Source organism: Rheinheimera sp. 4Y26 (genome assembly GCF_025245835.1).
Classification (GTDB): Bacteria; Pseudomonadota; Gammaproteobacteria; order Enterobacterales; family Alteromonadaceae; genus Pararheinheimera.
In genome coordinates this window covers 220,078-245,957 of the sequence record NZ_JAOBWS010000003.1, presented here as the reverse complement: position 1 = coordinate 245,957, position 25,880 = coordinate 220,078, and the positions used below count along the sequence as shown (strand labels likewise).

Below are 25,880 nucleotides of genomic sequence, written 5' to 3'. Positions count from 1 at the left end.
CTTTTGTCGACCCGCCATCAATTCACTTTCAGCCCGCTAGTGGCAAAACCCGACTTTTACAGCACCCTTAGCTGCAAGCTGAAAAAAAACATTCAGCCAAATGCTGGCGAAACCAAACTTCCACAGCGCCATCAGCGGCAGGCGCAATGGATGTTATCGCCACCTAACCTGCAACCCTTGGTGCAGCAGGCTCCTCATCCATCAATGGCAATGTAATAAAAAACGTGCTGCCTTTGCCTTCGGTGCTGTCAAAGCCAATGCTGCCGTGCATTTTTTCCATCAGCGCTTTGCAAATACTGAGGCCAAGGCCGGTGCCGCCGCGTTGGCGGGTGTCTGAGCCGTCGGCCTGGGCGAATTTCTGGAAAATGCGGCTACGAAATTCTTCGGCAATACCAGGGCCCTGATCGCTGAAGCTCACTATCGCCTGATGGCCTTGTTGTATTGCTTTGATCTGTACCTGGCTTTGCGCTGGCGAGAATTTTACCGCGTTGCTAATCAGGTTACTGAATACCTGTTGCAGGCGCTGGTTATGGGCCAGCACTTTGGTTGTGGCTGGCAGCTGCTCCAGATCCAGGCTGAGTGTCACGCCATAGCTGGTGGCGTAACTCTGGTTTTGTTGCAGCGCCAGCTGCAGCTGTTCGGCAAGGTTTAGCGGGCTCAGCACCAGGCTGGCTTCGGCCAGCTCCAGTTTTTCGATGTCCAGAATATCGTTGACCAAAAGCTCCAGCCGCTCGGTGTTTTTGCCGGCTAAGCGCAGCATATTGCCGGCCGCTTCAGGTAAGGTGCCTAACACGCCGGCGTTCACCAGCTCCAGCGCACCTTTAATAGAGGTCAGCGGTGTGCGCAGTTCATGGCTGACTGTTGCTACAAATTCGCTCTTTAGCCGGGCTATTTTTTTGCGCTCGCTGATATCGTGCAATAAACAAATAAACCAGGTGTGGCCTGGCAGGCTGTAGCTGCTCAGGCTAATTTCCAGCTGCAGTTTGACACCGGCGGCGCTGTTGCCCACAGCTTCAATGGCGCGGCCCTGAGCTTTGGTTAAATCCGCTTCGTTGTTGAGCTGCAGCTGTGGCAATAAAGCGGCAATTTGTAACTTTAATAACTGGCTGTTGTTGTAACCAAACAGCTGCTGGGCGGCAATATTGGCGCGCTCTATAGTGCCGTCTGAGTTAAAAATTAAAATAGCTTCAGCGGCGTTGTTAAAAATGCCGGTAAGCTCCAGCGTGCGCAGTTTGACCTGACGGCGCACCTGCTCGGCGCGGCCTGTTACCGACAATAAAAAACCACCCAGCAGGCCACATAACAATAAACCACCGGTCAGAATGGCCCAGGGTTGTAAACTGCTTTGTGATTTTAAAAATTGGTCACTGGGCGCTATCTGCAGGCTAAAACGCCGGCCGGCCAGGTCGAACTCTTGTTGCCAGATAAGCGACCTGGCATAAGCCGGTGTGGCGGATTGTTGTTTGTGGTACAGCGGTTGTGCTGTGCCGTCACTGATATCATTGACCACCAGCTGAAAACTCTGCGCCGGATAAGCGGCAAGCGCAGATTGGATCACGGCTGTCATATGCAGCACGGCCACCACATATCCCCGCAATAATTGCTGGCGCTCCATCGCTGTGGCCGGCCATAGTGCCGTTTGAAATACCGGGTAAAACAGCAACATGCCAATGTGCTGCTCATTGTCCTGCACCAGCTGCAGTGGGGCGGTCAGGGTGGCGTGGCCGCTATCGCGGGCGCTTTGCATGGCTTTTTGCCGCACCGGCTCAGAGGCCACGTCATAACCAATGGCGGTCAGGTTATCTGCTTTGGGTTCAATAAAGTAGATGGGAAAATAAGTGGGCCTGGGTGCTGCTGTAAGCAGCTGGTTATTGCTGCCGCGCTCGGTAATTTGCTGCTGGCCCGGCGCTTCGGCCTGCAGCCTGGCTTCAAACCAGGAGCGCTCGGCCAAAGTTATTTTGGGGTTCCAGCTCAGCGCGCGGATGCCGGGGTGATTGCGGGCGGTGGCGCTGACAAAAATAGCAAAGTCTGTTGCTGTTACTTCACCAGAGGCGGCAAAAAAACGCTCAATCGGCATTACTGAACTGGTGTAGAGCACCAGACGCGATTGAATACTTTGCGCCATTAATTTGGCCTGTTCATGAAACCTTTGTTGCAGTTGGTCTTGTTCATCTTCAATAGTGCGGAAAAACAGCACTACCATCAGGGCGCAGCTGATCAATAACGGCAAACCAACACTACTGACGCGGCTGCGCCAGATGTCACGTGGTTTGGCAAAAACAATAAACATTAAAGGTGTAGCAATTAATACACCTATGCTGTCGCCCACCCACCAACTCCACCAGCTAAACAGCAGCTGCGAAGCGCTGATAATTTGATGCTGATACAACACCGCAATACCGGCGCTGGCACTGAGCAGGCAGGACAGTGGTCCGCCTATCACTAACAACCAGAAAATTTGTTTATCGTCGGTCAGTGGGTTAGGGAAACCTATCCAGCGTTTAATCACCCAGCTGGCGCAACAACACTGCAATGTGGTGCCCAGGGCAATACTGCAGGGCACCAGCAGCTGTAAAGCGCTCAGTGGTGTTGTGGCAAGGGCTGAAAGACTGCCCAGGCTGATGCTGAGGTTCAGTAAAGTGGAGCCGAAAAAGACCCCAAACAACATGGGATAACCCCAGATAAGCACTGCTGCCAGTGAAATACCAACAGGCGGGAAAATAGCACTGACATAACCAGGTGGCGCAGCCAGCAGCATGGCCAACTGGCCGCTGATGACATAAGAAAGCGCCAGCAACAGTATTTTCAATAAGGTGGCAGCAACTGAGTCCGCAGCTTCAGGCGCTAAGGCTGGTGTTGTTGGCATTCTTTAGCGCCCGTAGCTCAAGCTTGCAGGCACAGTGCTGCAGAGGTTAAAGCACAAAGTGGTTACGGATCTCTGGTTTAAACCCATGGTGATGTCCTGATTGATAAAGCCGGCAGTCAGGCAGTAGCTGCAGCAGGTGAAGACTGATTAAGTATTAGATTTCAAATTGATAGCTAACAAACTTAAGATAGCGCAGCAGCTACCGGCGCGCTACAGGATCTATTGCCAGGCCTGCAAATGACGACTGCGACGCTGCTGCTCCAAAGTAGTGCGGTGGAAGCTGTAGCTTGGCTTAAAGCTCATGCTGCTGATATTCGCTCTCCGGCAGTTCTGCTGTTGCCGCTTCGCCAAACTCTGCCGCCGCGTTGCCAAGAGCCGCTTGTTGCTCAGCTGCGCGGATCGCGGTGAGTTTATCCAGCACCGCCTGGTTTTTAATAAGAGCCGCAGCAGGCGGCACCACCAGTGTGGTTTTTAAGTTCATTGCTGCCTGTGGCAGCGCTGCTAATGGCAGTTTGTCGATACGGGCTTGCTGAAAGGGCAGGCTGGGCGCTTCATATAACATCACTTGGTGATTGAGCGGGTAATGCGCTGCCAATAACTCCACCAGTACTTCCCGATAAGCGGCGCCTGTGGCAAAACGCGCCATGCTTTTATCACCGGCAATACCCACCTGCCACAACACTAAATAGGCCGTTGGGTCTATAGAACGCTTGTAAAACATATACTGGCTGGTTTCAAAATACTGGCAGCCCACTTTGCCAGGGTCTATACCAAGTTCAGCATGTAAACAGTCGGCCGCGCTGATACCAGGCTCCATATGGGCGGCATAACCTTCAGCCCGGGCCAGCTCTATCACTTTATGCGGTGCATAAGCAAACACACCAGGGTGGCCATAAAAAGCACCCACCACTTTTTTACCCAGCCGCACTTCGGTAAGCATTAAATCAATCATCTGCTGATAGGTTTGATGGCGCGATTTACCTTCTGCATAGAGCGGCGCAAAACTGCGCACATCCTGATGCATTTCTTTAAGCCAAAGCTCGGTAATACCATCGGCCACCCCGGCAAATACCACATCGGCATTTTCAATATAACTGCGCGATAAAGGGCTGATATGGGAGCCTAAGGTAATACCGGTGCCGACTATAACGATGCTGCCTGGTTGTATACACGACATAAACTTATCCCTTAAAACAGTAATTACTTAAGAAAACAATCTGCTGCTGAAAGCTGTCTTGTTGGATATCGTGTTCTGTAGCCACAAAGTCTCTAGTTCAGGTTGCTGATATATCCGAGGTGCATGCTGATAACCTAACCTAAAACAAATAGCACGCGCACTTTTATTCTCGGGATGAAATCTGGCTAAAACTGCTGGTGCATTTAAAACCTTGAAACAATACAGGCAAAGGCTGATCAATGCCTCATCTGCAATACCTTTTCCCCAAGCTTTAGTTGTAAGCATCATGCCTAACTCAATTGGCGCATCAGGTATATGGGTCGGTTGTATGGAGAGCAGTCCCACAGCGATATTTCTTGTGTTGCATTCAATCACCAGAAAACGCTTTAACGGAATTGCTTTAAGTTCAGCGTTAATACATGACCTGAGCAGCGAATTTATTTTTTCTTCGCTATAAGTTTCTGCAATGTTCCGCATTATACGTTGGTTGCCGTAAAGCTCGTGGAATAATGGCTGATGTGCCTGACTGACACTAACAATGGTTGTTTTTTGGGTCTTTTGCGGGAGGTTAGTTGATATCACTGTTTTAAAAGCCTGGTGTTCTGCCGATGATATGCACCGGACTAACTTGCAAAAAAAGATGGTTGCTGCACTACAGGAACATGCCTTCAGTCATATTTCCGATTCAGCTGAATTAAATACTGTAACTCGGTTTCTTCCTGAGTCTTTTGATTTGTATAAAGCGAGATCGGCGTCACGGAACAATTGCCTTAATTCATAACCGGAACGATCCGTGCTGGTTACGCCAAAACTTGCCGTTATGCTGATAGGATGTCCACTACCACTACAATCAATAATGGAAATTGCGTCTCTTAATATCTCAGCAAACAGAGCCGCTTTTTCTGCAGTACAAGCTGGCATATAAACAGCGAATTCCTCACCACCGATACGACCAAAAATATCAACATTACGTACGAACTGTTTACAGTGATGAACAACGGCTTCAAGAACCCAATCTCCGGTTAAATGGCCATATGTATCATTAATTTGTTTGAATAAATCTAAATCGAAAATAATAAATGAGTCTACTTGATTTGACTTTGAGCTTTGTTCAATGCACAGCTTCATCTTCTGCGTAAAATGATAGCGATTGCTGATTCCGGTCAGGTTGTCATTCTCTGCCAGAGTGCGGTACATTTTTCTGCTTCTCAATGTTTTTATTGTGAAATAGCTAATTGAAAATAGACAAATTACAAGCAAAATGATGAATAATCTGTTTTTTGCCGCTTCCGTTGCGGTGAGCTCACCTTCGAGTTTTAGCAAGGAGTTATTTTTTTCAAGTAGTTCAATTTGCTGGTTTTTATTAAATAGCTGCAACTTTGCCAGCTGAAATGAAATTTTTTGTGATGATAAATCTTCGTTGTAATATTTTTCAGCTTCCGAATAACGCTTGTAATAATGAAGTGCTTCACTAAATTGTTTTTGTTTTTCTTTTATATTTGAAAGTAATAATAGAGAATCTATAACAGGACGGGTTTTACCAGCCCTGCTGTTCATTTCAATTGATTTTTTCAGTTGTGTTTCTGCAGAAGCATAATCATCTAACCCATATTGGGCTGCACCAAGCAGATAAGTGTATTCGGATATATATATTTTGTAATTTGTCTTTTCTACATCAGGCATTAAATTTGTTATTTTTTCTTTTGCCTTTTGGAATTCTTTGTTTTTTAGGTTTTTATAAATAACATAGCTACTGATAGCCACTGAAGGAAGTAATTGACCTGCATCTCTACAGCGTAATGCGTCACTGTTAATTGTCTGCTCGTCAGCAGATGTATTCTGGTAATGTTCAGATTCGTGTTTTACCGCCAACGCATAACAGAGTACCCGATTTGCCGGTTCGTCCTTTAATAGTGCACTGGTTACTTCTAATGCTTGCTGATGCAATCCAAATTGTGAATAAACGATAGCTGCAACAAGCAATCCATTATGCTTATGTTCCTTATCTTTGACTCGCTCGCTTTCCTCTAGGGCAGGGATTAAATATTCCATAGTTAATCCGGCATTACGCTTGACACCATAGATATTTGCCAGAGATATTCTCGCGCGATAATTTAATAAAGAATCATCAGAGGCAGCTATTGATTTTTTATAGTTGATAATACCGTTGTCATAATCACCTGAATAAGCTGCATGATAAGCTTTTAGGTAATAATAATAAGATAACATCGCCGGTGGGAGTTTCTCCGGGGACTTTATTAAATTAACTAAATGAACACTTTTGGTGTGGTCCGTTGTTTTTATTTCGTCGGCTTGAATAAGAATTTTGTTGTAGTCACTTTCTGCAGCGACTAAATTAGAAAAACAAAAAAAGACGGCGCACAGCACCGTCTTTAATAAATGGAACTGCTTATTGGAAAGAAACTTTATCATCTTTCTGTTCAGGTGCATCTTCGGCTTCTTTTTCGTCTTCAGCAGGAACAAGTAAATAACAACCCTTTTTACCGGCATAAATAAGATTGCTGAGAAGAACGACGTCAGAATCGATAATAGCTTGTGCAACAAGTGGGTCTTCTGAGTTGTTCCGGATAAAACTTACTTTTTCATCTTGTGTCATCTTTTCAAATGAGGCATCTCGACCCAAGCGGTCTAACAGTTGTACTGTCGTGAGCATTAGTGTTTCCTTCACATCAATAAATGGTTGAACAAGCAGGATAATTGTTGACGAAACCTTAGCCTAACCGATAGAGCTGATTTTGAAAAGTAAAATCAAAGGGGTCAGAAATACATGAAGGAATGTAAAGGTAATAGCAGAATGCAGCCAAGTTCAGCTGTTCAATTTAGACAGGCTGGTGGTCAATAACCACCAGCCGGAATATTATCGGGAAGCTCCCACAGCACACATCGACTCATCCTTCACCACATAAGGCTGCAGCAGAGGTGCCATGCCTTTAAGTACCTGCAGCGGCAGCGCAGAGGTAAAGCTGAAATTGTCGGCGCCTTTGCCCGGCACAAAAGCGGTGAGGGTGCCAAAGTAGTTGTCGCCTAAATAAAACACAAAGGTGGCGGTTCTGTTATTCACCGTCGACGCCATCACTTTGCCACGCACCACCTGAGTGGCAATACGGTTATCACCGGTACCTGTTTTGCCGCCAATTTTAAGCGGGGAGCCATCGGTTTTGGTAAAGCTGCCATTTAAACGCCGTGCCGTACCCAGTTCAGCCACCTGGCCTAAAGTCTTTTTCAGCGCCCGTGCGACTTCAGGGCGCATCACTCTTTCACCTGCACTGGCGTTGTATTGCAGCATAGTTTCATAAGGCGTTTTGGCGGCAAAATGCAGGCTGTCAATACGGATGGTCGGCAAGCGGATACCGTCGTTCTGAATAATACCCATCAGTTCAGCCAGCGCAGCAGGGCGATCGCCCGAGCTGCCAAGTGCTGTGCCTAAAGACGGCACCAGGTGGTCAAAAGCGTAACCCAGTTTGGCCCAGCGCTGGTGAATATCCAGGAATGCTTCTACCTCCAGCATAATGCGGATGCGGTTGTCGCGCGCACTGCGGTTACTGGTTTTAAACAACCAGCGATACACTTGCTGGCGCTGTTCACTGCTTTGCGCCACGGCATCGCTGAATTTTGCGTCCGGGTTTTTATTGATAAAACTTAATAACCACAGTTCCAGCGGGTGCACCTTGGCGATATAACCCTGATCCGGCAAGCTAAATTTGCCCGGACCATATTTGTTATACAGCTCATCCAGTTTTTTCGGGCTGAGTTGTTCATCCGGCAGTTTGTCCAGTAAAAAACGGCTGAACTGGCTAAAGTCAGATTCCGGCAATAAATAACGGTGTACCGCAGCTAAACGGTCCGGCGTTTGTTTTAAGCCGTCAAAAAATACTTCGAGGCGTTCATCGGCCGGTTTTTGCTGATATTTTTTCCAGAATTTACGTAAAAATTCAGTGCCTTCTTTATCAACAAAACGGCGCAGGTATTCTTCCCGTTTTGGATCTTTGTCACTTCGCAGCAATAACGAGCTGCTGCCCAAAGTCTGATAACTGCTGGCATAAGCCACGATGTCACGCATTAAACGGACAAAAGGCAGGTTGTGTGACTGCTGCAAACTTTCGGCAACTGTAGGCACCTTGCTGTCTTCTTTTTTGTCGAAGTTATTAAAGACCTGCAAACCACCGCCGGTGAAAAAACGCTCGTGCGGCGAGGCCGAATAAGTGCGGTTAAGCGCTGCGTCCAGCATAGCGGTTAAACTTCGGTCTGACGTTTGCGCCATATAGTTGGCGGCCCAGCGGGTAATGTGGTCGGCCGGGGCAATATCGAGGTTTAATAAATTCACCGGCAGCTCGTCGGCAAAATTCTGATGCAGCTCAGCAACTATTTCTAAATAAGTGGCCAGCACCCGCAATTTGGCGGTAGAGCCAAGCTCCAGTTTACTGTGCTCGTTTAAGTCAAAGGGCTGGTCGGTACTGTCGGTTTGTACCCGCACCCTGTTGCCATCCGGTGTTTTTTCAAACAGGGTAAAGCTGTATAACACATCATCTGTGCCACTGGCGCTTAATAGCCTGTCACCAATCAGGCCGTATTTGGCGGCGGTGTCCGGGTTTGCCAGGCTACGCAAATAAGCACTGACTTTTTGTTGCACGTCGCCATGCAAGGTGCTGTGGGCGTTTAAGTCCAGCCGGTCTAAGTCGTATATCGGCTGGTTCAGTAAATTGCCAAGGCGCAGGCGGGCGGCATTAATGCCTTTTTTGGCGTCCTGCTCGGCTTTGGTTTTATTCACTTTAGCAACGCGAAAGGTCAGCTTTTGCGACAGTGCTTCGTCACGCAAGGCTTTGTCTATCACACCGGCACCTGCTAATAACCGCAGATGGCTGTCGGTGAGCTGTTCTAAATCGTCATGGCCTTGCAGCAAATAATAAGAAGGACGGCGCTGCGCTATCATCAGTGCCACAATTTGGCGGAAATATTGCGCCCGCTCAGCGGCGTTTTCAGCCGTTGCAGGCGCGCTTAACAGGCTGTTGGCTTTGTCAAAATCACTGCCAAACCAGGCATAGAGTGCATCACCAACACCATGTACTTCACCATGACCCGGTGCAGAGGACAAAGGCACTGTATTTAAATAGTCCTGAACTATACGGGTACGCATGCCCATGGTATTCACACCATGCTGATACACCCTGATGGTTCCTGAGATGATTTGAACGGCTTTGTCTTTAAAACCGCGGGTTAACCCCATAGGCGAGTGGCGGAATTTTTCAATCTGGGTGGCAAGGGTACTGCCGCCCGCTGACTGACCGCCCACCGACAACACTTTTCCTACCTGGCTTGCCGCCGCCATGATAAAACGCGGCCAGTCCATCACCGGGTTGGCGGTTGGGGGGATTTTTAATAAGTTTCTGTTTTCAATAAATAATAAACTTTGCGCCACTACCACAGGAATGTCTCTTGGGTCGCGGTACACCCGTTGCGGGTAGTTAAAATCAAATAAGGTCTGGTTACGGCAATCCGCTAAAAACAAACCGGATTGCACTTTTTCGCGATAAGGCGGAAATAGTCCCTGTGAAGCGTAATGATTCAGCGCCGGCGAAAACTCAGCCTGCGCGGTGATACGGAAATTACGCTCCAGTAAACGGGGTAATAATTCGGGGAGCTTGGTGTAACCATGGCGCTCGTCAAAAGGGCCACCTTGCGGATACACCACTTGTTTGGCCGGACCTTGCTGCAGCTGATAAGTCAGGGTTTTGGCGTATTCAGCAATTTTTGGCGCGCTGTAGTGCGCAGTATGTAATTCATAAGCCACCAGTACGCCGGCAGATGCCATTAAAAGCAACAATAACACCGGGATCAGACTGCGGCGTTTGTAACGTACCTCCACCTGCTGCGAGGTTAAACCAGTGCGCTGCTGCGCCTGGCCTGCAGGTTCGCGGTAGTTATCAAACTGCATTTTTTCAACCGGTGGTGGGGTAGAGGTAGGCAACTTTAAATCCATTTTGCACGGCAAAGAACAAGGCCGCTGATTTTATCTGGTTCCGCTGTGCTTTGCAGCTGAATTTTAAGCGGCAACAGCGCTACAAACAGGTTGTGCACCAGGGCGCACAACCTGTACTGGCTACGGCTAGAGCTTTGCTTAGTGGTGATGGTGTCCACCCACGCCATGGGCGTGACCATGGGCAATTTCCTCTTCAGAGGCAGCGCGCACATCCAGAATTTCAAAATTAAACTTCAGTGTTTTGCCTGCCAGCGGGTGGTTGGTGTCCACGTCGGCTTTAAACATGCCAACTTTAACAATTTTAACCTGACGTGGGCCATGTTCGGTTTGCACCACGGCCATCATGCCTGGTTGCCATTTTTTGGCGCCCTGCAGATGTTTCACCTGCACACTTTGAATGGCGTCTTCACGGCGTTCACCATAAGCGTCTTTTGGCGCTAATGTCAGCTCCAGGGTGTCACCTTTGCCTTTACCTTCCAGCGCCTGTTCAATGGCCGGTAACATATTCTGATGACCGTGCAGATATAACAGCGGGTCGCTGCCTTGTGAGCTCTCCAGAAGGCCGCTGTCATCTGATAACTGATAGTGCAGTTGTACCACTGTGTCTTTGCTGATTAACATTTGCTGCTAAGTTCCTGTGCAATAAAAAAGGTCGTTATTATCCTGACTTCATCGCCAAAGCGCGACCTTTTTTCTGCACGCGCCATGTTCTGCCAGCTGAAATGTCCGATCTGAACCGCTTCCGTTAGTCATAACGGTGATAATGGCGGCGCTCTTCATGGCCTTCAGTGCGGCGGGTGTCATAACCGTAACTTTCTCTGCTGTAATAACGCGGTTGGTCGTACACCTCCACAAAACGTACTTCACGGCCACAGGCATTGTATCTGTGACAATGTTTTTTCCAGTGTTTACGGTGTTTTTTTTGTGCCTGAATAATAATGGGTTGCACCACCACAGGGGCGTAATGCCGCTCTACATAAACTGGTTCGTGATACACCCGCACCGGTTCGTGGTAAATCACAGTGGGGCTGCGATCGCCAATATGCACTGAACCATAAACACCGGGTTGCACCTGACCATGCAGGCTGACGCTGACATCTGCGGCCAGTGCGCTGCTGCTAATCAGTGCCAGCACACCCAGATATAACCAGCGGGCATGCCGGCTTAATGGGGCTGATGTGTTGCTGTGATTGTTGTTAGTGCTTGTCATTGGATTACCCTCCGCCCTGGTTGGGCTTATTGATAATCACACTATGGCAAGCGACATCTGAATTTTGGCTGAACTGACACAAGGTTGTTTGTTGAGTACTGTGTTAGTGCCAAAGCGCCGGATCCAGCCGGTAAAACTGGCGCAGTTGCTGATACAAAGCCGGATGTTGCTGTTGCATGGCCTGGGGCTGTTCAAAAAATACTTCGGTGGTGACGGCAAAAAACTCGGCCGGATTGGTGGCGGCATAAGGGTTAAATAGGGTCGGCACACCAAGTGCCAGCTGTTGTTGCAGTTTCTCAAACTCCGCGCTTAACACCTGACTCCAGACCCGGTAGGCCTCGCTGCTGGCCAAAAAGGGCGCGCCGTTGGCAAGGCCGTTTTCCTGATCCAGCTGATGGGCAAATTCATGTAACACCACATTATGGCCGTCTCTGGGATCGGCAGCGCCCTGCAGACTATCGGGCCAGGACAACACCACTTTGCCCTGTTGCCAGGATTCGCCTAAGCGCATTTCGGTGTTGTTGCTGACCACTCCCGCCGCGTCGGTTTGTTGCCCCGGCACCAGATAAGCCGCCGGATAGACCAGAATACTGCGCAGGTTTGGGTATAAAGCTGTGGGGCGGTTGAGCATCAGCAAACAGGCCTGAGCGGCAATATTGAGTTTGATTTCGTCATTTATCTGCAAACCTTCACAGCCAATAAACTGTTTTTCAGCAATAAAAAGCTGGATCAGTTTTTTCAATTTGAGCTGTAAATCCGCCGGCAAGCTGTTATAGAGCGGCAATTGTCGTTTTAATATTTTGCGCCAGGCTGTTGGAAAGGCGGTGCCGGCAATTTGTTGCTTGAGCCTGCGCTGGCGCCACACCGGCCAGAGAATAGCGGCAATCACCAGCAACATCAGGAAAACGATCAGACTGTTTTGCATAATACCCACACATTTTACTCCCGCGGGCGCTGAATTGGCCGCTCTGGTCTTTGAAATGGGTCAGCTGCTTTGATTTTTCAAGCAAAACCCTGGCAATTCAGTTGGCGGAAGGCGCAAAAAATGTCATCTTTGTATACACTCTACGCATCCTTGTCAGCGGAAAGACGCATGAACATTTTTCAATTACAACAACAACTTTCCATCGCTCAAAGCATTCTTGCCCAGCTTCGGGAACCACAAATTCAGCAAGACAGAATGCGTTTTCGGCTGAACCTGCAGCGCCTTGGCAGTCTGCTGGCCTATGAAGTGTCGAAGGTGTTGCCTTACCAGCAATTTGACATTCAAACTGCACTTGGCTCGGCCAAAGTGGCAGATCTGGAGCAGCAGCCGGTGCTGATTTGTGTGATGCGGGCGGGTTTGCCGTTTTATCAGGGATTTCTCGATATGTTTGACCAGGCCGACAGTGGTTTTGTCGGGGCTTATCGTGAGGAAGGGGCAGATGCCAGCGAACTGGATATTTTTTTAGGCTACAGTGCCACCCCTGATATTGCCGGGCGTGACCTGATTTTAATAGACCCTATGCTGGCAACCGGCTCGTCGTTATTCAAAGTGTGGCAATTGCTGCGTAAAAAAGGTGAACCCCGTAGCCTGCATATCGCCGCTGCTATTGCGGCGCCTGAGGGCATGGCGATGTTACAGCAACAGATTGATTTCCCTGCATTTTTCTGGCTCGGCGCTTTGGATGACAATCTCAATGCCCAGGCTTATATAGTGCCCGGGCTCGGTGATGCCGGCGATTTATGTTTTGGCAGCAAGAACTGACGGGCCCGTTATGATCAAGCGCGCACAACAGCCACAGTTACTCACTCCGGAACTCAAAGGCTGGAGCCTGTGGCTGAGCCGGCACAATGCATCCAGCTGGTTGGTGATGGCGCTGATGTTACCTTTGTTGCTGTATTACTGGTTCAGTTACAGCCAGCAAATTGCCCGCGAGCAGCAAGAAATTTTTCAGCAACATGCCGACGATCTGGAGCTGAATCTAAAGCAGCGGCTGCAACATTTTGAGTTTTTGCTGGGCTCAGGTATGGCTTTTGTCAGCTCTTCTGAACAGGTGACTCAGGCCGAATGGCAGCGTTTTGTCACTGGCCTTGATTTAGACAAACATTACAGCGGTATTCAGGCTTTTGGTTTGGTGAACTATCGTTCTGCCAACGAGATTGCGGCGCTGGAACAACAAATTCGTGCCGATGGTGTGACAGATTTCACCGTGCATCCTGCAGGTGAACGGCCGTTTTATGCTGTGGTCACCCATATTCAGCCGCAAAATGCCAAAAACAGCGCTGTGCTTGGCTATGACATGCTGACCAATCCACTGCGGCAAAGAACCGCAATGCGGGCAGCCAGCCTTGGCAACATCGCTGTGACCCCCCGGATTTTGCTGGCACAGGATGGCAGCAATGCGGTTGAACCCGGTTTAGTGCTGGTGCAGCCTGTGTATAAAGCCGGCGCCCTGTTACAAAGTGCCGAGCAGAAAATGAAGGCGCTGCAGGGCTTTGTTTATGCCGCTTTTCGTGTGAACGATATGATGACGCGGCTTTGGCATAATGCTCATACCGAGCTTGATTTCAGCTGGTATTCGTCGGCACAACAGGCACCTTCGGATCTGCTATATCAGCGCCGGGACGGCCAGCAACAGGGCCAGGTTTTTGTCATGCACAAAGAGCTGGAGTGGTATGGTCAGCCATTCTGGTTGCAGATCCGCAGCAACGACCGGTTTGTGAAAAATTACCTGCCGGTGGCCAATTATTGGTTGTTGTTTTTTCTGTTGTTGATGATGTTGTTGCTGTTTGCTGTGCTAAGCAGGGTGAATTTACGCCGTTATCATGCCGAACTGTTGCAACAGGAGTTACAACAGCAGCTGCATGCCCAGTATCAGCAGCTGATTGCGAACGAACAGCGCCAGGCGCTGGCGCTGAAAGCCAGTCAGCTGGCCTGGTTTGAATTTGACTTATCTACCGGCGATGCCTTTTATTCTGACAATTGGTGGAAGCTGTTTGGCTTTACCGCAGCGCAGCAACATCCAACTGAACAGACCATGCTGGATTTATTGTTGCCATCCGAACGGGATATTTTCCGTCATGATGTGCAGCGTATTCTGGCGTCAGGGCCTGAACAGTTCAGTCAGCGTTATCAGTTTATGCACCGTCAGGGGCAAATTTTGTCGGTGTTGATGCAGTGCCAATTATTGCGGGACGCCGATGGCTCGGCCTTAAGGCTATCCGGCGCTTTACTCGATCAGACTCAACAGGTCAGCCAAAGTGAACAGCTGCAGCAACTGATGCGGTTATGTCAATTTGAAATCGCCAGCACAGTTGCCGGTTGTCAGCTGTTAGTGCAACAGGATCCTGTTGTGGCCAGCTATCAGTTGGCACATTTGCATTGGTTAAGTCAGCAGTTTTGTCAGATGGTTTCAGGTGCTGAACCTTTGCCGGCCTTGCCGGTGCGTCTTGATTTTACCGCTTTGATGCCGAAGTTATTAAAGGCACTAAGCCCGGTGGCAGCCGGTAATCAACAGCGTCTGGAATGGCGTCAGAGTCAGAGTCCTTATGGTCTGACCGGCTATGAAGGAGTCTGGTGGCAGCTATGTAGTGATTTATTGTTGTTAGCCATGTCGCTGGCTGAGCGCAACAGCAGCATTATGGTTGGCATGGACTTTTACCCCGGCATTATCAGCTGGCAGGCGGAGCTTGACGTCGATGCCGAACAAACCGCAAATTTCCTGGCGACGCAAACCAATATCGCTATGTTAGATGGCCCTTCCGCAGAAAGTAATGACAGATATTGTGCTTTACTGGCGGCCAAACACTGGGCTGCGGTGCTCGGCGCTGAGCTCAATATCAAACATGAACAGCAAAAGTTGTGGTTTTATCTGACAGTCCGCCAGCAATAAGATTTGTGTCAGTTTTGCTGGTCGCGCCCTGGTTTTCTCAGCTGATACCACAACAGGCTAACCAGCAGCACCACCAGTGGCAAGCTCAGTGCCTGCATCAACTGCAGCGGCAGGGCAGGCCACAGCAGGCTTAACGAACTTAAACCTTTATCCAGCAGCTGCACAGCGTAATAACAAATGGCCACAGTGGACAGCCGCTCTACTGCTGTTTGCAGCTGCAGTTGTTGTCTTGCCCTTTTTTCCATCGATATCAACAATTTACTATTTTGCCTTTCCAGCTGAAGGCTGATGCGGGTGCGCAATAGTTCGGTTGAGCGGCCAAGCCGGTTCGATAAACTGCGCTGACGGTTCAGCACCGACTGGGCAGTGCGAAAGGCTGGGGTAAGCCGGCGCTCGGAAAAATCCTGTAGTGACATCAGGCCGTCCAGCGCTGTTTCTTTTAACGCTTTGAGCCGGTCGAGCGTCAGCTGATAATAGGCTGCACTGGCTTCGAGCCTGGCGCTGTTGTTGGCTATCAGATGTTCGGTTTGTGCCGCCATCTGACTGATTTCCTGCAGCATTTTTTCATCTGAACCCTGCTGTTGTTCAATACGCTGGGTAATATCTGACAGTTGCTGCTCCAGACTATGCAAATGCGCAAGCGCCTGACGGGTTAAAGGCCAGCCGAGCAGACTAAGCTTGCGGTAGTTGCCTAAATCAAACAATTGTTGCACCAGCCGTGCTAAAGCGCTGTCGGATAAACCTTTATCCAGCAGCACCATACGGCCACCGCCTTCCGGATGTTTACGAAAATCGGTCCATATCTGTGCCTGCTGGTTGGCAACCAGACTGGAGATACAGTGTTCGCTGGCAAACATGGCTGCCAGGGTCTGAGCGCTGTGTTTTGTGATGTCTGGCTGGCCCGGCTGTTGTTTGCAGATCAGCAGCTGCACCACACGAAACAACTGACCCGGTACTAAATCAAACCAGTCCGGCTTAGGTAAAAATTCTGCCGGATCAGCAAAGTCACAGCTTTCACCCGGCACAATAAAACTGTAAGTCGAAAACTCGCTGTGCCGCTCCCAGCGCAGAGTGATGTCGCCTAGTTGTAAATTGACGTCGCTGTCGCCTTCCTGCAGCAACACACCGGCTTGCAAGGCTCTTTGTTGCATCAGGCTAAATTCGGCAGCTCTGGAGGCGGTACCCAGCGTCAGCATAAAATGGCAGATGCGGCAAGGCGCACTGAGTGCCGGGAAAAACCTTTGTTGCAGCTCTTTTTCCAGCAAATCCCGTTGTGGATGATTCCGGCTAAGCAGCCACGGACTTTGTTTTGCTAAAGGGCTGTCGGATGCACAATTTGTGGTCATAATTTTCCCCTTGATACAGAGCAGCGCTGCGATATTGCCCGCTTTGGGTGGCATTGTGATGACAACTGCTGAAAGGCCCACTTCAGGTTTTACAAAGCAACTGCTGTACCAGAGAAGATTTTTGGCTAACCGTTTGAAAATAATAAGAAATATTTGTAATGTTACACTTTGGCTTCTGTCGGCTGCAAATTTTCAGTGCAGCAGGCACAAAAACAGGGCGTGGGTGGGTTTTCTAAAGTGCTGGCTTGGCGTAAAGTCGGCAGCTGCGCTTTTGATAATGTGGTAACGAGGTATAGCGTGATCCCGGTAGAACTGATCCTGATCCTGGCAAGTCCGGTTTTTTTTATTTTTATTGCATACGAGTGGTATCAGTCGGAGCGGATGCAACAACATATTTATCAGTGGCGTGACAGCCTCGCTAATCTGGTGCTGGCGGCTATGCATCAGGCTGGTGATGCTTTGTCTTTGCTCCTGTTATTGCCATTTTTTTATTGGCTCAGTCATTTTTCCGTCTTTGAGTTGCCGTTTAACACATTGAATTTATTCATACTTTTTGTGCTGCAGGACTTTTTATATTATTGGTTTCACCGTGCTTCACACAGTATCCGCTGGTTGTGGGCCTCTCATGTGGTGCATCACAGCTCGCGTTTAATGAATTTCAGTACCGCCTTTCGCCAAAGCCTGACTTATCCCATCTCCGGCATGTGGTTATTCTGGACACCGCTGGTGCTGTTGGGGTTTGACGTCAAGCTGGTGCTGGCAGTGGTAGCCATTAATCTGGCCTTTCAGTTTTTTGTGCATACCCGTTGGGGCAAACACTGGGGCCCGCTGGGTCTGATTTTGAATACACCCAGCTGGCACAGGGTGCACCATGCCTGTAATGGGGTCTATATCGACAAAAATTTTGCCGGTGTGCTGGTGATCTGGGATCGGCTGTTTGGCAGTTTTGAACCCGAGCATGCTGATATTCCCTGTGAATACGGTATTACCGATAACTTTGAGTCGGTAAACCCATGGACCATCACCTTTTATGAATGGCGGCGAATTTGGGCCGACTTTTCTCAAAGTCGTGGTGTTTGGGCTAAGTTTCGCGCGCTGTTTGGTGCGCCTAAACCCAGGCTGGATAACAACAAGCTCCCTGACGATGCTGTAGAGCAAAATGGGGGCGTCTGATGATTAATGTCGCTTTATTGTCGGTTTTTATTCCTACTTTTTTATTTGTGTCCATTACCCCCGGGCTTTGTATGACGCTGTCCATGACACTTGGTATCAGCCTTGGCGTGCGCCGTACCTTGTGGATGATGTGGGGCGAAATGCTGGGTGTTGCCATAGTGGCAACCAGCGCCGTGCTTGGTGTAGCGGCGATATTGCTCGGCATGCCGGCACTTTTTACCGCGTTTAAATGGCTCGGCGGCATTTACCTTTGTTATGTCGGGGTGCAGATGTGGCAGTCCAAAGGCAAGCTGGCGATACCAGAGCCTGGTGCAGTGGTTCAGGTGTCCAGACGACAACTGTTCTGGCAGGGGCTGGTGACTGCAGTGTCCAACCCAAAAGGCTGGGCTTTTCATATGGCGTTATTGCCGCCATTTATCGACGCCAAACTACCATTCTGGCCTCAGCTGGCAGCACTGCTTGCTATTATTCTGCTGTTGGAATTTGGCTGTTTATTGTTGTATGCAAGCGGAGGCAAAGCGCTTAGGCTGATTTTTGCCGAAGATAAAAATGTGCGTTTATTAAACCGTATTGCCGGTAGTTTGATGCTGGGCGTTGGCATCTGGCTGATTGTGGTTTAACTCAGTCAAAGCGCCAGTTTAATAAAAAATTCAGCTGCGAAAAGCTTTTGTCCACAGGCCAGTCCTGCCACTGATCCCGGTTTTGCTGCATGCTATGCAACTTTTGCCATTCAACCGACAGGCTTAAATAGGGGGTGAGCGGATACTGGCCGGCCAGCATCCAGCCATGGCCTTTGCCGTTGTTGTTATCCCCCGGATATTGGTCTTTGTCCTGTTGCAAAAAATGGTCGTAGCGCACACTCCACTGGATCTGCGCGGATTGTAATGCCAGCAGCACAAACCAGCTGCGATAGGACAGATCCACAGCTTTGGGTCCCATTTGGGTGTGGCCGTTTAAATGTTGTGCCACCAGACGCAGCTGCTCGTGCAACTGTTGTTGCCAGGCCAGGCTGCGAAACGAAGTGCGCCAGGCATACTGACCATGCCGCAACACCAGTGGATCTGCTTTATTATCATAATGATAAAACCTCAGCTCGCTATTGTCCTGATGTAGCCAGTGCACACCCGCATAATAACCCACATGGTGATCCAGCTCGCGGCTTGGCTGTACCCAGTCGGGTTGTGCTGCCAGAGCTCCAGTGCGGATGCTCGGATAATTGGCAAAACGCACCCGCTCGCCAATATTGCTCTGATAATTGTGGATGGCAAAACCACGCCAGCTCAATATTGTTCCCAGCGGGTCATTGCCCTGAAAAACACCGGCAACCAGCTGATAACTGTGTGCAGACTGAAAAAAGCGGCCAGGGCGGCTTAAGCTTAATTCTGCACCACGGGCGCGCAATTCTTCAGCAAACCAGCTGTTGATGGCAGAAAAACTGCTGCTGTAAGCTGAGCTCCAGGCAATATCGGTATTTTCCAGTGACATCGACGGATAAAACCAACCGGCGCGCCCGCTCAGGCGATAACCCTGTAACGGCAAAGGCTGATAACTAAGCCAGGCTTCAGTGATGCCAAATTGCTGGCTGGGTTTGTCATGCCATTGGCCATGCACTGTTGCCGACCAATGATCGGTTACATCAAAACCCAAGGCCAGCAACTGCGGGCCAAATTGCAAGCCATTATGCGCCGCCGCCAGCTGACCTGTGCCACCTTGCCACCAGGGACGTAAACCGCGCATTTGTTCTGTCACCTGCACCAGGCCAACTTCGCCTTTGGCGCTGAGCCGTAAACCCGGTTGCAGCTCTGCGCCAGAGGCAAAACGACCGTAAAGCAGAGGAATAAAGGCAAGACAAATCAGACGACAGCGCATAAAGTTCAGGTGCAGTAAGGACGAATTTTGCAAGCATAGCAGCAGTTTATCTGGGCCACAGCAGTTAAAGTGGCTGTTATACTGCTGCACCAGAGTAAAAATAGCCGTGAAGGGGCAGACTGAATGATCGCAAAACAAAAAAGAATGCTGAGTTGGGTTGCCGGCGTGTTCAGTTGTGTGATGTGCAGTACTGTATTGGCTGGCACTTTGGAAGTGCAGCTGACCGATCAGCAAGGTGTGCCGCTTGCAGACGCTGTAGTGGAGCTGTATGACCCTGCCAGCAAGGTGCGCCAAACCGCCATCAAAGAAGTAGCGCAGCAGGATTTAACTTTCCGGCCTTTTGTGTCGGCAGTGCAGGTGGGTACCCAAATTGATTTTCCGAATCAGGATAAAACCCGTCACCATGTGTATTCCTTTTCACCGGCCAAAACTTTTGAACTGAAGTTATATGCAGGCAAGCCGGAAGCACCGTTACTCTTTGATAAAGCAGGCATAGTAGCGCTTGGCTGCAATATTCATGATTATATGCAGGCTTATATCTACGTTGGCGAAAGTGCCTATCTGGCAGTCACAGATGACAAGGGTGTGGCGGTTTTTCCTGAGGTGCCGGATGGCAGTTATCAGCTCAAACTCTGGCATCCGTGGCAGGACCAGCAAGTTGATCCGCTACAAACTAGATTGCCGCAGCGGAAACTTCAGTTGCAGCTGAGCGTCACCCGCCAGGCCAAACCGAGCAGACCGAAAAAAGGTTTTGGTAATAATTATCAGGCTTCGGCCTTGAAAAGCCAGCTCTACGGCGCTACTTACTGAATCATTGTTTAAGTGCAGTGGCAAAGGGCAGGTGATGACAGGGTATTGTGTACTTGTCCTGGCCACTTTTAACCCGTTCGGATCATTTCAGAACACAATCTCAAAGCGACTAAGGAATACAACATGGCAACAGTAACGTTAAAAGGTAACCCATTTCAGACCGTCGGCAACTTACCGGCAATAGGTGCCAAAGCACCGGAATTCACCTTAACAGGTGCAGGCCTGGCCGATGTGAAGTTAAGTGATTTTGCCGGTAAAAGAGTGGTACTGAATATTTTCCCAAGTGTAGATACGCCGACCTGCGCCACTTCAGTCCGTACTTTTAACAAGGCACTGAGCAGCCTGCAAAACACTGTAGTGCTGAACGTTTCTGCCGACTTACCTTTTGCTCAGGCCCGTTTTTGTGGTGCCGAAGGTTTGGAAAACGTACTAAATGGCAGCAGCTTCCGCAGCAGCTTTGGCCAGGACTATGGCGTGACTTTTGCCAATGGCCCACTGGCAGGTTTGTTATCACGTGCTGTGGTAGTGATTAACGAACAAGGCACAGTGGTACACACTGAGCAGGTGGCAGAAACTGCCGATGAGCCAGGGTACGAAGCCGCATTAAAAGTACTGAACTAAAAAGTGCTGAACTAAAAAATGCCGAACTAAGTGCCGGCCACAGCGTCTGTTTGCAGGCGCAAAACTCCCTGAAATAACAAAGGCCGCTATGCGGCCTTTGTTATTTTTATTGCAGCTGATGAGTTGCAGCTGATGAGATGCAGGTTCCTGACTGCCGGACTTTTCCGGCTAGCCGGCAACAACTGCCTCATTGTCCGGCATTTTCCGGTTTTTCATCATCCTTTGTGTTGCCAGTCTGTGCTAAGGCTTCTTTGGTCGCAGTTGTTGCCGGCCAGAAACCACCGGCAGTTAACTGCTGCCAAACCCAGGGTAGCCAGCGCGTGAGGGCAGTGGCCAGCCACAAAGACCACAACAACATCGAGAGCTGATAACACCAAAGTGGCAACGACAACACCCAGGCAACCGGCAATTGCGCTGTACTGACATCCTGATACCAGTAGAGCTGTTGCTGATATGAGCCATTGCCAACCAGCTGCATATCAGGCGCTGACAATAAACCATAAGGAATAGCCGAAAATAACGCCAAAAGCGCACTGAGACTCAAAAGCACCAGCGCAATTTGGCTGAGTTTCTGATAAGTCCCTTGCAACACACCGTTAAACTGGCCTCTTTTGCTGATGGCCAGCAGCCACAGGGTCACCAGCAGCGGGATCCAGAAACTGACAGTGCAGATGCCGGTAAACAGCAACAACCAGTGCCGGCGGCGTAGTGGACTCTGAATCAGACGTGGCAATAGCATTGCCAACAACAACATCACCGCCAGCATGCCCCAGAATAACAGCGCAGGCCCAATATCCGGGCCGCCGACGGCCAGGATCCAGCGATCCGGTGCCAGTCGCAGTTGCAGGTAAATATTGGCCGCCGCAAGCGGCAAGTTGAAGCCGGCGCTGCTGAGCAGCACAGGCTGAGCCTTGCTGTCAGTAAAGTTCAGTTGCAGTTGTTGCTGGCCGGGTTTGAGTTGCACCGTCAGTTGCTGCTGATTCACCGTCAGCGGTAAAGTCACGCCGTCCAGGCTTACCGACTGCAGTTTTGTGTCGTCGGGCAACGGCAGACTGAAACTTTGTGCCTGACTGGCGTTCAGTTGCAGCTTCAGTTCAATATCACTGCTGCGATTGCCCTGATGCTGCTGCAAGATCACCTGCCGGATAGTCAGCATGTCACCCTCAACCGGCTGCGGCTGACTGATGGCCAGTTGTAAACCTTCACCTGGCCAGGGCCGCCATAAAGACGGTAGCGGGCTTTGTGCTGTGGTGATGGCCGGCAAACCTTCAGTGGCGACATGCCATTTGGGCGCGGCGCTCAGTTGCCAAATCTCAGTGTATTGTTGCTGCGATGGGCTTGACAGCTTTAACAGTTGAACCGGCTTCAGGCTGGATTGCCAGCTGATGGACTGCTGTTCGGCATTGAGTTGCAGTGCCAGCGCACCATCCTCCACCGGCAGCGGCGTCAGCGGTGTTTCGCCTTCCAGCAGCGCAATTTTAAGCTGCAATGGCTGTTGTGACATGCCAGTACGCCGAAGGGTCGAGGTGATTTGCCATTCCAGTCCCAGGGTCAGCTGCCGCTCCAGCACCGCATAAGCAGGTACATTTTGTGTGAGCGCCCCTGAGCTCAGGGTTTTGCTGCTAATTTGGCTGTTGTCGCTGGCCAGTTGCTCCAGACGCAGTTGTTTTCTTGTTTGTTGCAGGCTTGCCAGATCATTGGCATCGCTGTTGTCGGGCATCAGGCGCCAGAGCCGGAGCTGATTATCCAGCTGATGCCAGGCACTGCCAAAACTTAAGGATAACTGGCTTTGCTCCGGGCTTATCCAAAGTTCCAGCTGATGCCGGCCTTTGGGCAAATACAACCAGCTTTGCTCCGCCTGCTGGAAAATAGCCGCATTGGCCTGATCCAGTCTGGCCAGTTTCAGCCTGCTGGCAGCAACAGGCAACACCCACGCAGTGTCTGCCTGACTATCCAGTTGCAACTGCAGTTTGATGTGGTCCGGATCATCACTAATTACCAGGTTATTGATGCTGGTGCAGCTGGGTAAACACTCTGGGCTTTGTAGCAGCCGCTGCTCCAGCTCGCTTAACAGCGCTGCATCGGGAAAACCAGAAGCTTGCGCTGGGGAGTGCTGCAGCATCAAAGCGCCCGGCAATACCAGAGTCAACACCAGAGCAGCGCGGCCAGGCAGGCCAGAGCTGAGCTGAGTCCAGATGTTGGCCGGTGTTAGTTTGCCACCGCTGAGTGGCCGGCAAAGCTGCCATAACAGTACAAATAACAGCAGCACAGTCAGCAGATTTCCCAGCCGGTTCAGCCAGGCCGGTACCAGATAGAGCCGGGTTTGTTCATCTGACAGCAGTGGTCCTTGCCAGAATAACTCAACCTGCCGCCAGTGCCAGTCAGGTTCAGCCGGTCCGGTCTGAATACGGGCATTGGGATCGGTTTGCAGCAGCGGGGCAGGTGCGCTGACCCCACCTGGGCTGGCGTAAGAAGTCAGTTGCTTTTGTGCTTTTTTTGCCAGCTCTGCAACTTCCATTCTGGCTTCTGCCGCATCGCTTTGTGGGGCTGGGGCCCCTAAAGCGGCCGGAGCTTCCATCACCGCGGCTTCGGTCATCGCACTTTCTTCATGGTATTGTTGGTTTTGTGGTTGTAATTGCTGATACGGCCGTTCTAATTGTGGGTAAATTGCCTGGCGGATCTGACCCACGCTAAAGGGCAGCAGGATCAGCAGCAACAGCAGCAAATTCAGATAAACAGCTTTTTTCAGCCATTTTTCTGCTTTACCTTTGGCGAGTGGCAATAGTGCCAGCAAAGTCAGCAGGCTGAGCCAGCTCCATTGTGGCGCATCAAAACGCTGGTAACTGAGTGTCAGGGTACAAAGGGCTAACAAACCGACAGGCCAGCCAAACAACCGGGCGCTCGCCACACTAAACAACAATACAAAAAAGATGTCCCACAAGGTCCATTGTTCCAGCACAGTGCCTTGCTGGCGATCGGCACCTGTTGCGGTAAATAACGACCAGCCGGGCGGTAGCTGTAACTGCCAGCTCACTTCACTAAAGCTGCTTTGCCAGCCGCTGACCGGCAATACAGAGCCCGCTTCAATACGGCTGATGCTGTGAAGATGGATTGGGTTTTGCCTGATTTCAACACCGGCCTCGCGCTCTGGCAGTTGGGTGATGAGCTGCGCTTGACCGTTCAGCTCCACCCGGCCAAGCTGATAACCGGGCTGAACTTCGAGTCTGGCCTGACTATGTAAAGAGCCACTGATCCGGTCGCTTGCGGTCAGGGTATGGCCGGTAAAATCCAGCCACAGACGTTTTTCGAGCCTGAGCTCATCGGACGCCGAACCGCCGCCACGCTGCAATTCAGCCAATGTCAAAGTGCTGCCCTCTGCCATTGCATAAAGCGGGTATTGCTGCCAGTCAGGCGGCACCTGAGTCTGGTTTGGATCCAGACTATTGACCCCGCTAAGGTCCACGGTGCGAAGTTGTGGCTGAGCGACAAAAGCCCAGATTTCCTGATTGGGCAAAGGTGCGATGGCTTTTGGCAGTTGCAGTTGCGCCAGTGGCTGAAAACTTACAGCATCCAGTTGCAATTGATATTGACCGGCACTGAGTTGCAGATGCAGCGCGCCTTTGTCATCCATCAGCGCCGGTAAGTCGCTGTAAAGAGCCTCTGCCGAAAAGCCGGGCAACAACAGGGTTTCAAGGCGCTGTTCGCGCGATTTACCGCTGACTTCCAGTTGCAGCAAAGTGGTTAATCTGGCCGGAATATCGTCGCTCAGGCGGCGGAATACTTTGATCTGCAGCTGATCAGTGCTTGGTTCAGCATCCGGCTTAGGTTGTTGCAGCCAAAGTTCGGTGCCCAGTTTTTTTGGCTGAAGCACAGGCGTGCCCAGCAGTTTCAAGCTGATAATACCGCTTTGCTGCGGCACGCTCAGCCGTTGTGGCATTTGTGGCCAGCGAAATTCACCCTGTATCTGCCAGCGTCCTGCACTGAGATAAAGCTGGGGGATGCCGTCCTGATCCCGCAGTGCCATCTTTGTTTTATTGCCATCCGCACTCTTATTGTCGTCCGCACTCTGCGCCAGCCTGCTGGCTTCAACCTGCTGCGGCCAGTTTCTGACATCACCGGGCAGGCTGACCCAGCCGTCGGTAAAAAGCTGCAGCTGATAGACAAAACGGCCGCCCTGCGGGTTTGTTTCCAGCGCCAGACTTTCACTCCACTGGCATTGTTGCTTTTGTTCTGTCTGTGGCGACGCCAGCCAGGGGCAGCGGTGTGTTGGATGCTCAGCCAGCACCCAGTCTTGCCAGGGTTTGAGTGCTTCCGGGATCGGTGTGTTCTGCTGTTGCGCCAGAGCTGTCGGCGAGAACAACAACATCAGCGATAACGCAGCTGCGGCTGCAGAAATTTTTGCCAACAACTGAATCGGCATTTTGGCCAAAAAGGTAGCCGGCAATAACAAAGCGCCGCAGCTGGGCGCCTTTGCAGTATCAGGGCTGTTAAAAAAGAGGCGCTGGAGCAAAGTCAGGGCAACACGCAAAGTCATAGTCCGTTCCTGTGTTGATTGCCGGCAGCGTCATTGCTGCCGCGGCTTGTTCAGTGTAACTGTGTTGTTGCCGGTTGTAACAGTCTGCCGTTGATTTTGCTGTGTTTTTTCTTGTTAAAAATTGTGGTGCCAAATACCTGATCCAACCTTTTGTTGAGCTGCCTTAGCCAGAACTCAGTGGCTGTTGCTTGCCAACGGCAGTTTTGTTCCAAGGCTTGCTGTTATCGCTCTTTTAGCGCTGTTATTTGCGTACAGTTGTACATTTATCTGGCGTACAAGTGTTAGCTAATCTGAACGGTTTTACCCGGAGTGAATAATTTTGTTGCCTATTTATATGGCTTTTGAGCCTGAAAATAATAAAAATTCAACTAGATGAAAATTTAAAAATAGAGTACAAATGT

The 25,880-nt window shown here is 50.3% G+C and carries 18 protein-coding genes; 6 read left to right on the top strand and 12 right to left on the bottom strand.

Features of this window, described 5'->3' with window-relative positions:
* Positions 1 to 163: 163 nt before the first annotated feature.
* From N3Z11_RS06380 to N3Z11_RS06340, 9 genes are all read right to left on the bottom strand, one after another.
* On the bottom strand, positions 164 to 2,866 hold the full coding sequence (locus N3Z11_RS06380) for a CHASE domain-containing protein (RefSeq protein WP_260656323.1): 2,703 nt from the start codon (positions 2,864 to 2,866) through the stop codon (positions 164 to 166).
* A gap of 292 nt (positions 2,867 to 3,158) precedes the next feature.
* A complete protein-coding gene (locus N3Z11_RS06375; protein WP_260656322.1) occupies positions 3,159 to 4,043 on the bottom strand; it encodes an SAM-dependent methyltransferase in 885 nt (294 codons plus the stop codon).
* Between the two features lie 27 nt (positions 4,044 to 4,070).
* Positions 4,071 to 4,625, bottom strand: coding sequence for a GNAT family N-acetyltransferase (locus N3Z11_RS06370; protein WP_260656321.1), 555 nt, complete (start codon positions 4,623 to 4,625; stop codon positions 4,071 to 4,073).
* A 90-nt stretch (positions 4,626 to 4,715) separates the two neighbouring features.
* Complete coding sequence (locus tag N3Z11_RS06365; RefSeq protein ID WP_260656320.1) at positions 4,716 to 6,476, bottom strand: GGDEF domain-containing protein; 1,761 nt, start codon at positions 6,474 to 6,476, stop codon at positions 4,716 to 4,718.
* Entirely contained in the window at positions 6,454 to 6,717 is a 264-nt protein-coding gene (locus N3Z11_RS06360; protein WP_260656319.1) for a hypothetical protein, read from the bottom strand. Before N3Z11_RS06360 ends, N3Z11_RS06365 begins: the two co-directional genes overlap by 23 nt.
* 204 nt (positions 6,718 to 6,921) lie before the next feature.
* Positions 6,922 to 10,029 carry a transglycosylase domain-containing protein gene (locus tag N3Z11_RS06355; RefSeq protein WP_260656318.1) on the bottom strand — a complete coding sequence of 1,036 codons (3,108 nt, stop codon included), beginning with the start codon at positions 10,027 to 10,029 and terminating at the stop codon, positions 6,922 to 6,924.
* Positions 10,030 to 10,179: 150 nt separating this feature from the next.
* Positions 10,180 to 10,662, bottom strand: coding sequence for a peptidylprolyl isomerase (locus tag N3Z11_RS06350; protein WP_260656317.1), 483 nt, complete (start codon positions 10,660 to 10,662; stop codon positions 10,180 to 10,182).
* A 124-nt stretch (positions 10,663 to 10,786) separates the two neighbouring features.
* The gene (locus N3Z11_RS06345; RefSeq protein ID WP_260656316.1) at positions 10,787 to 11,251 is read right to left on the bottom strand and encodes a hypothetical protein; all 465 of its coding nucleotides are present in this window, start codon (positions 11,249 to 11,251) and stop codon (positions 10,787 to 10,789) included.
* A gap of 103 nt (positions 11,252 to 11,354) precedes the next feature.
* Entirely contained in the window at positions 11,355 to 12,176 is an 822-nt protein-coding gene (locus tag N3Z11_RS06340) for a zinc-dependent peptidase (protein WP_260656315.1), read from the bottom strand.
* 168 nt (positions 12,177 to 12,344) lie between these two features.
* Here N3Z11_RS06340 and upp point away from each other — a divergent pair, with 168 nt between their 5' ends.
* A complete protein-coding gene (gene upp / locus N3Z11_RS06335) occupies positions 12,345 to 12,998 on the top strand; it encodes a uracil phosphoribosyltransferase (protein ID WP_260656314.1) in 654 nt (217 codons plus the stop codon).
* Positions 12,999 to 13,008: 10 nt separating this feature from the next.
* Complete coding sequence (locus tag N3Z11_RS06330) at positions 13,009 to 15,126, top strand: CHASE domain-containing protein (protein WP_260656313.1); 2,118 nt, start codon at positions 13,009 to 13,011, stop codon at positions 15,124 to 15,126.
* An 8-nt stretch (positions 15,127 to 15,134) separates the two neighbouring features.
* Here N3Z11_RS06330 and N3Z11_RS06325 read toward each other — a convergent pair whose 3' ends face one another.
* A complete protein-coding gene (locus N3Z11_RS06325) occupies positions 15,135 to 16,472 on the bottom strand; it encodes a DUF3422 domain-containing protein (RefSeq protein ID WP_260656312.1) in 1,338 nt (445 codons plus the stop codon).
* 195 nt (positions 16,473 to 16,667) lie between these two features.
* Here N3Z11_RS06325 and N3Z11_RS06320 point away from each other — a divergent pair, with 195 nt between their 5' ends.
* Positions 16,668 to 17,645, top strand: coding sequence for a sterol desaturase family protein (locus N3Z11_RS06320; RefSeq protein ID WP_260656311.1), 978 nt, complete (start codon positions 16,668 to 16,670; stop codon positions 17,643 to 17,645).
* Positions 17,645 to 18,265 (top strand): LysE family translocator, encoded by a 621-nt coding sequence (locus N3Z11_RS06315; RefSeq protein ID WP_260656310.1) that lies wholly within the window; start codon positions 17,645 to 17,647, stop codon positions 18,263 to 18,265. Before N3Z11_RS06320 ends, N3Z11_RS06315 begins: the two co-directional genes overlap by 1 nt.
* A gap of 1 nt (position 18,266) precedes the next feature.
* Here N3Z11_RS06315 and N3Z11_RS06310 read toward each other — a convergent pair whose 3' ends face one another.
* Complete coding sequence (locus tag N3Z11_RS06310; protein ID WP_260656309.1) at positions 18,267 to 19,547, bottom strand: hypothetical protein; 1,281 nt, start codon at positions 19,545 to 19,547, stop codon at positions 18,267 to 18,269.
* Positions 19,548 to 19,637: 90 nt separating this feature from the next.
* Here N3Z11_RS06310 and N3Z11_RS06305 point away from each other — a divergent pair, with 90 nt between their 5' ends.
* Both N3Z11_RS06305 and tpx read left to right on the top strand, forming a co-directional pair.
* Entirely contained in the window at positions 19,638 to 20,324 is a 687-nt protein-coding gene (locus tag N3Z11_RS06305) for a methylamine utilization protein (RefSeq protein WP_260656308.1), read from the top strand.
* 123 nt (positions 20,325 to 20,447) lie between these two features.
* Positions 20,448 to 20,945 (top strand): thiol peroxidase, encoded by a 498-nt coding sequence (tpx, locus tag N3Z11_RS06300; protein WP_260656307.1) that lies wholly within the window; start codon positions 20,448 to 20,450, stop codon positions 20,943 to 20,945.
* Positions 20,946 to 21,132: 187 nt separating this feature from the next.
* On the opposite strand, the gene N3Z11_RS06295 is transcribed toward tpx, so the two are convergent.
* Positions 21,133 to 25,479 carry a hypothetical protein gene (locus N3Z11_RS06295; protein WP_260656306.1) on the bottom strand — a complete coding sequence of 1,449 codons (4,347 nt, stop codon included), beginning with the start codon at positions 25,477 to 25,479 and terminating at the stop codon, positions 21,133 to 21,135.
* Between the last annotated feature and the right edge of the window lie 401 nt (positions 25,480 to 25,880).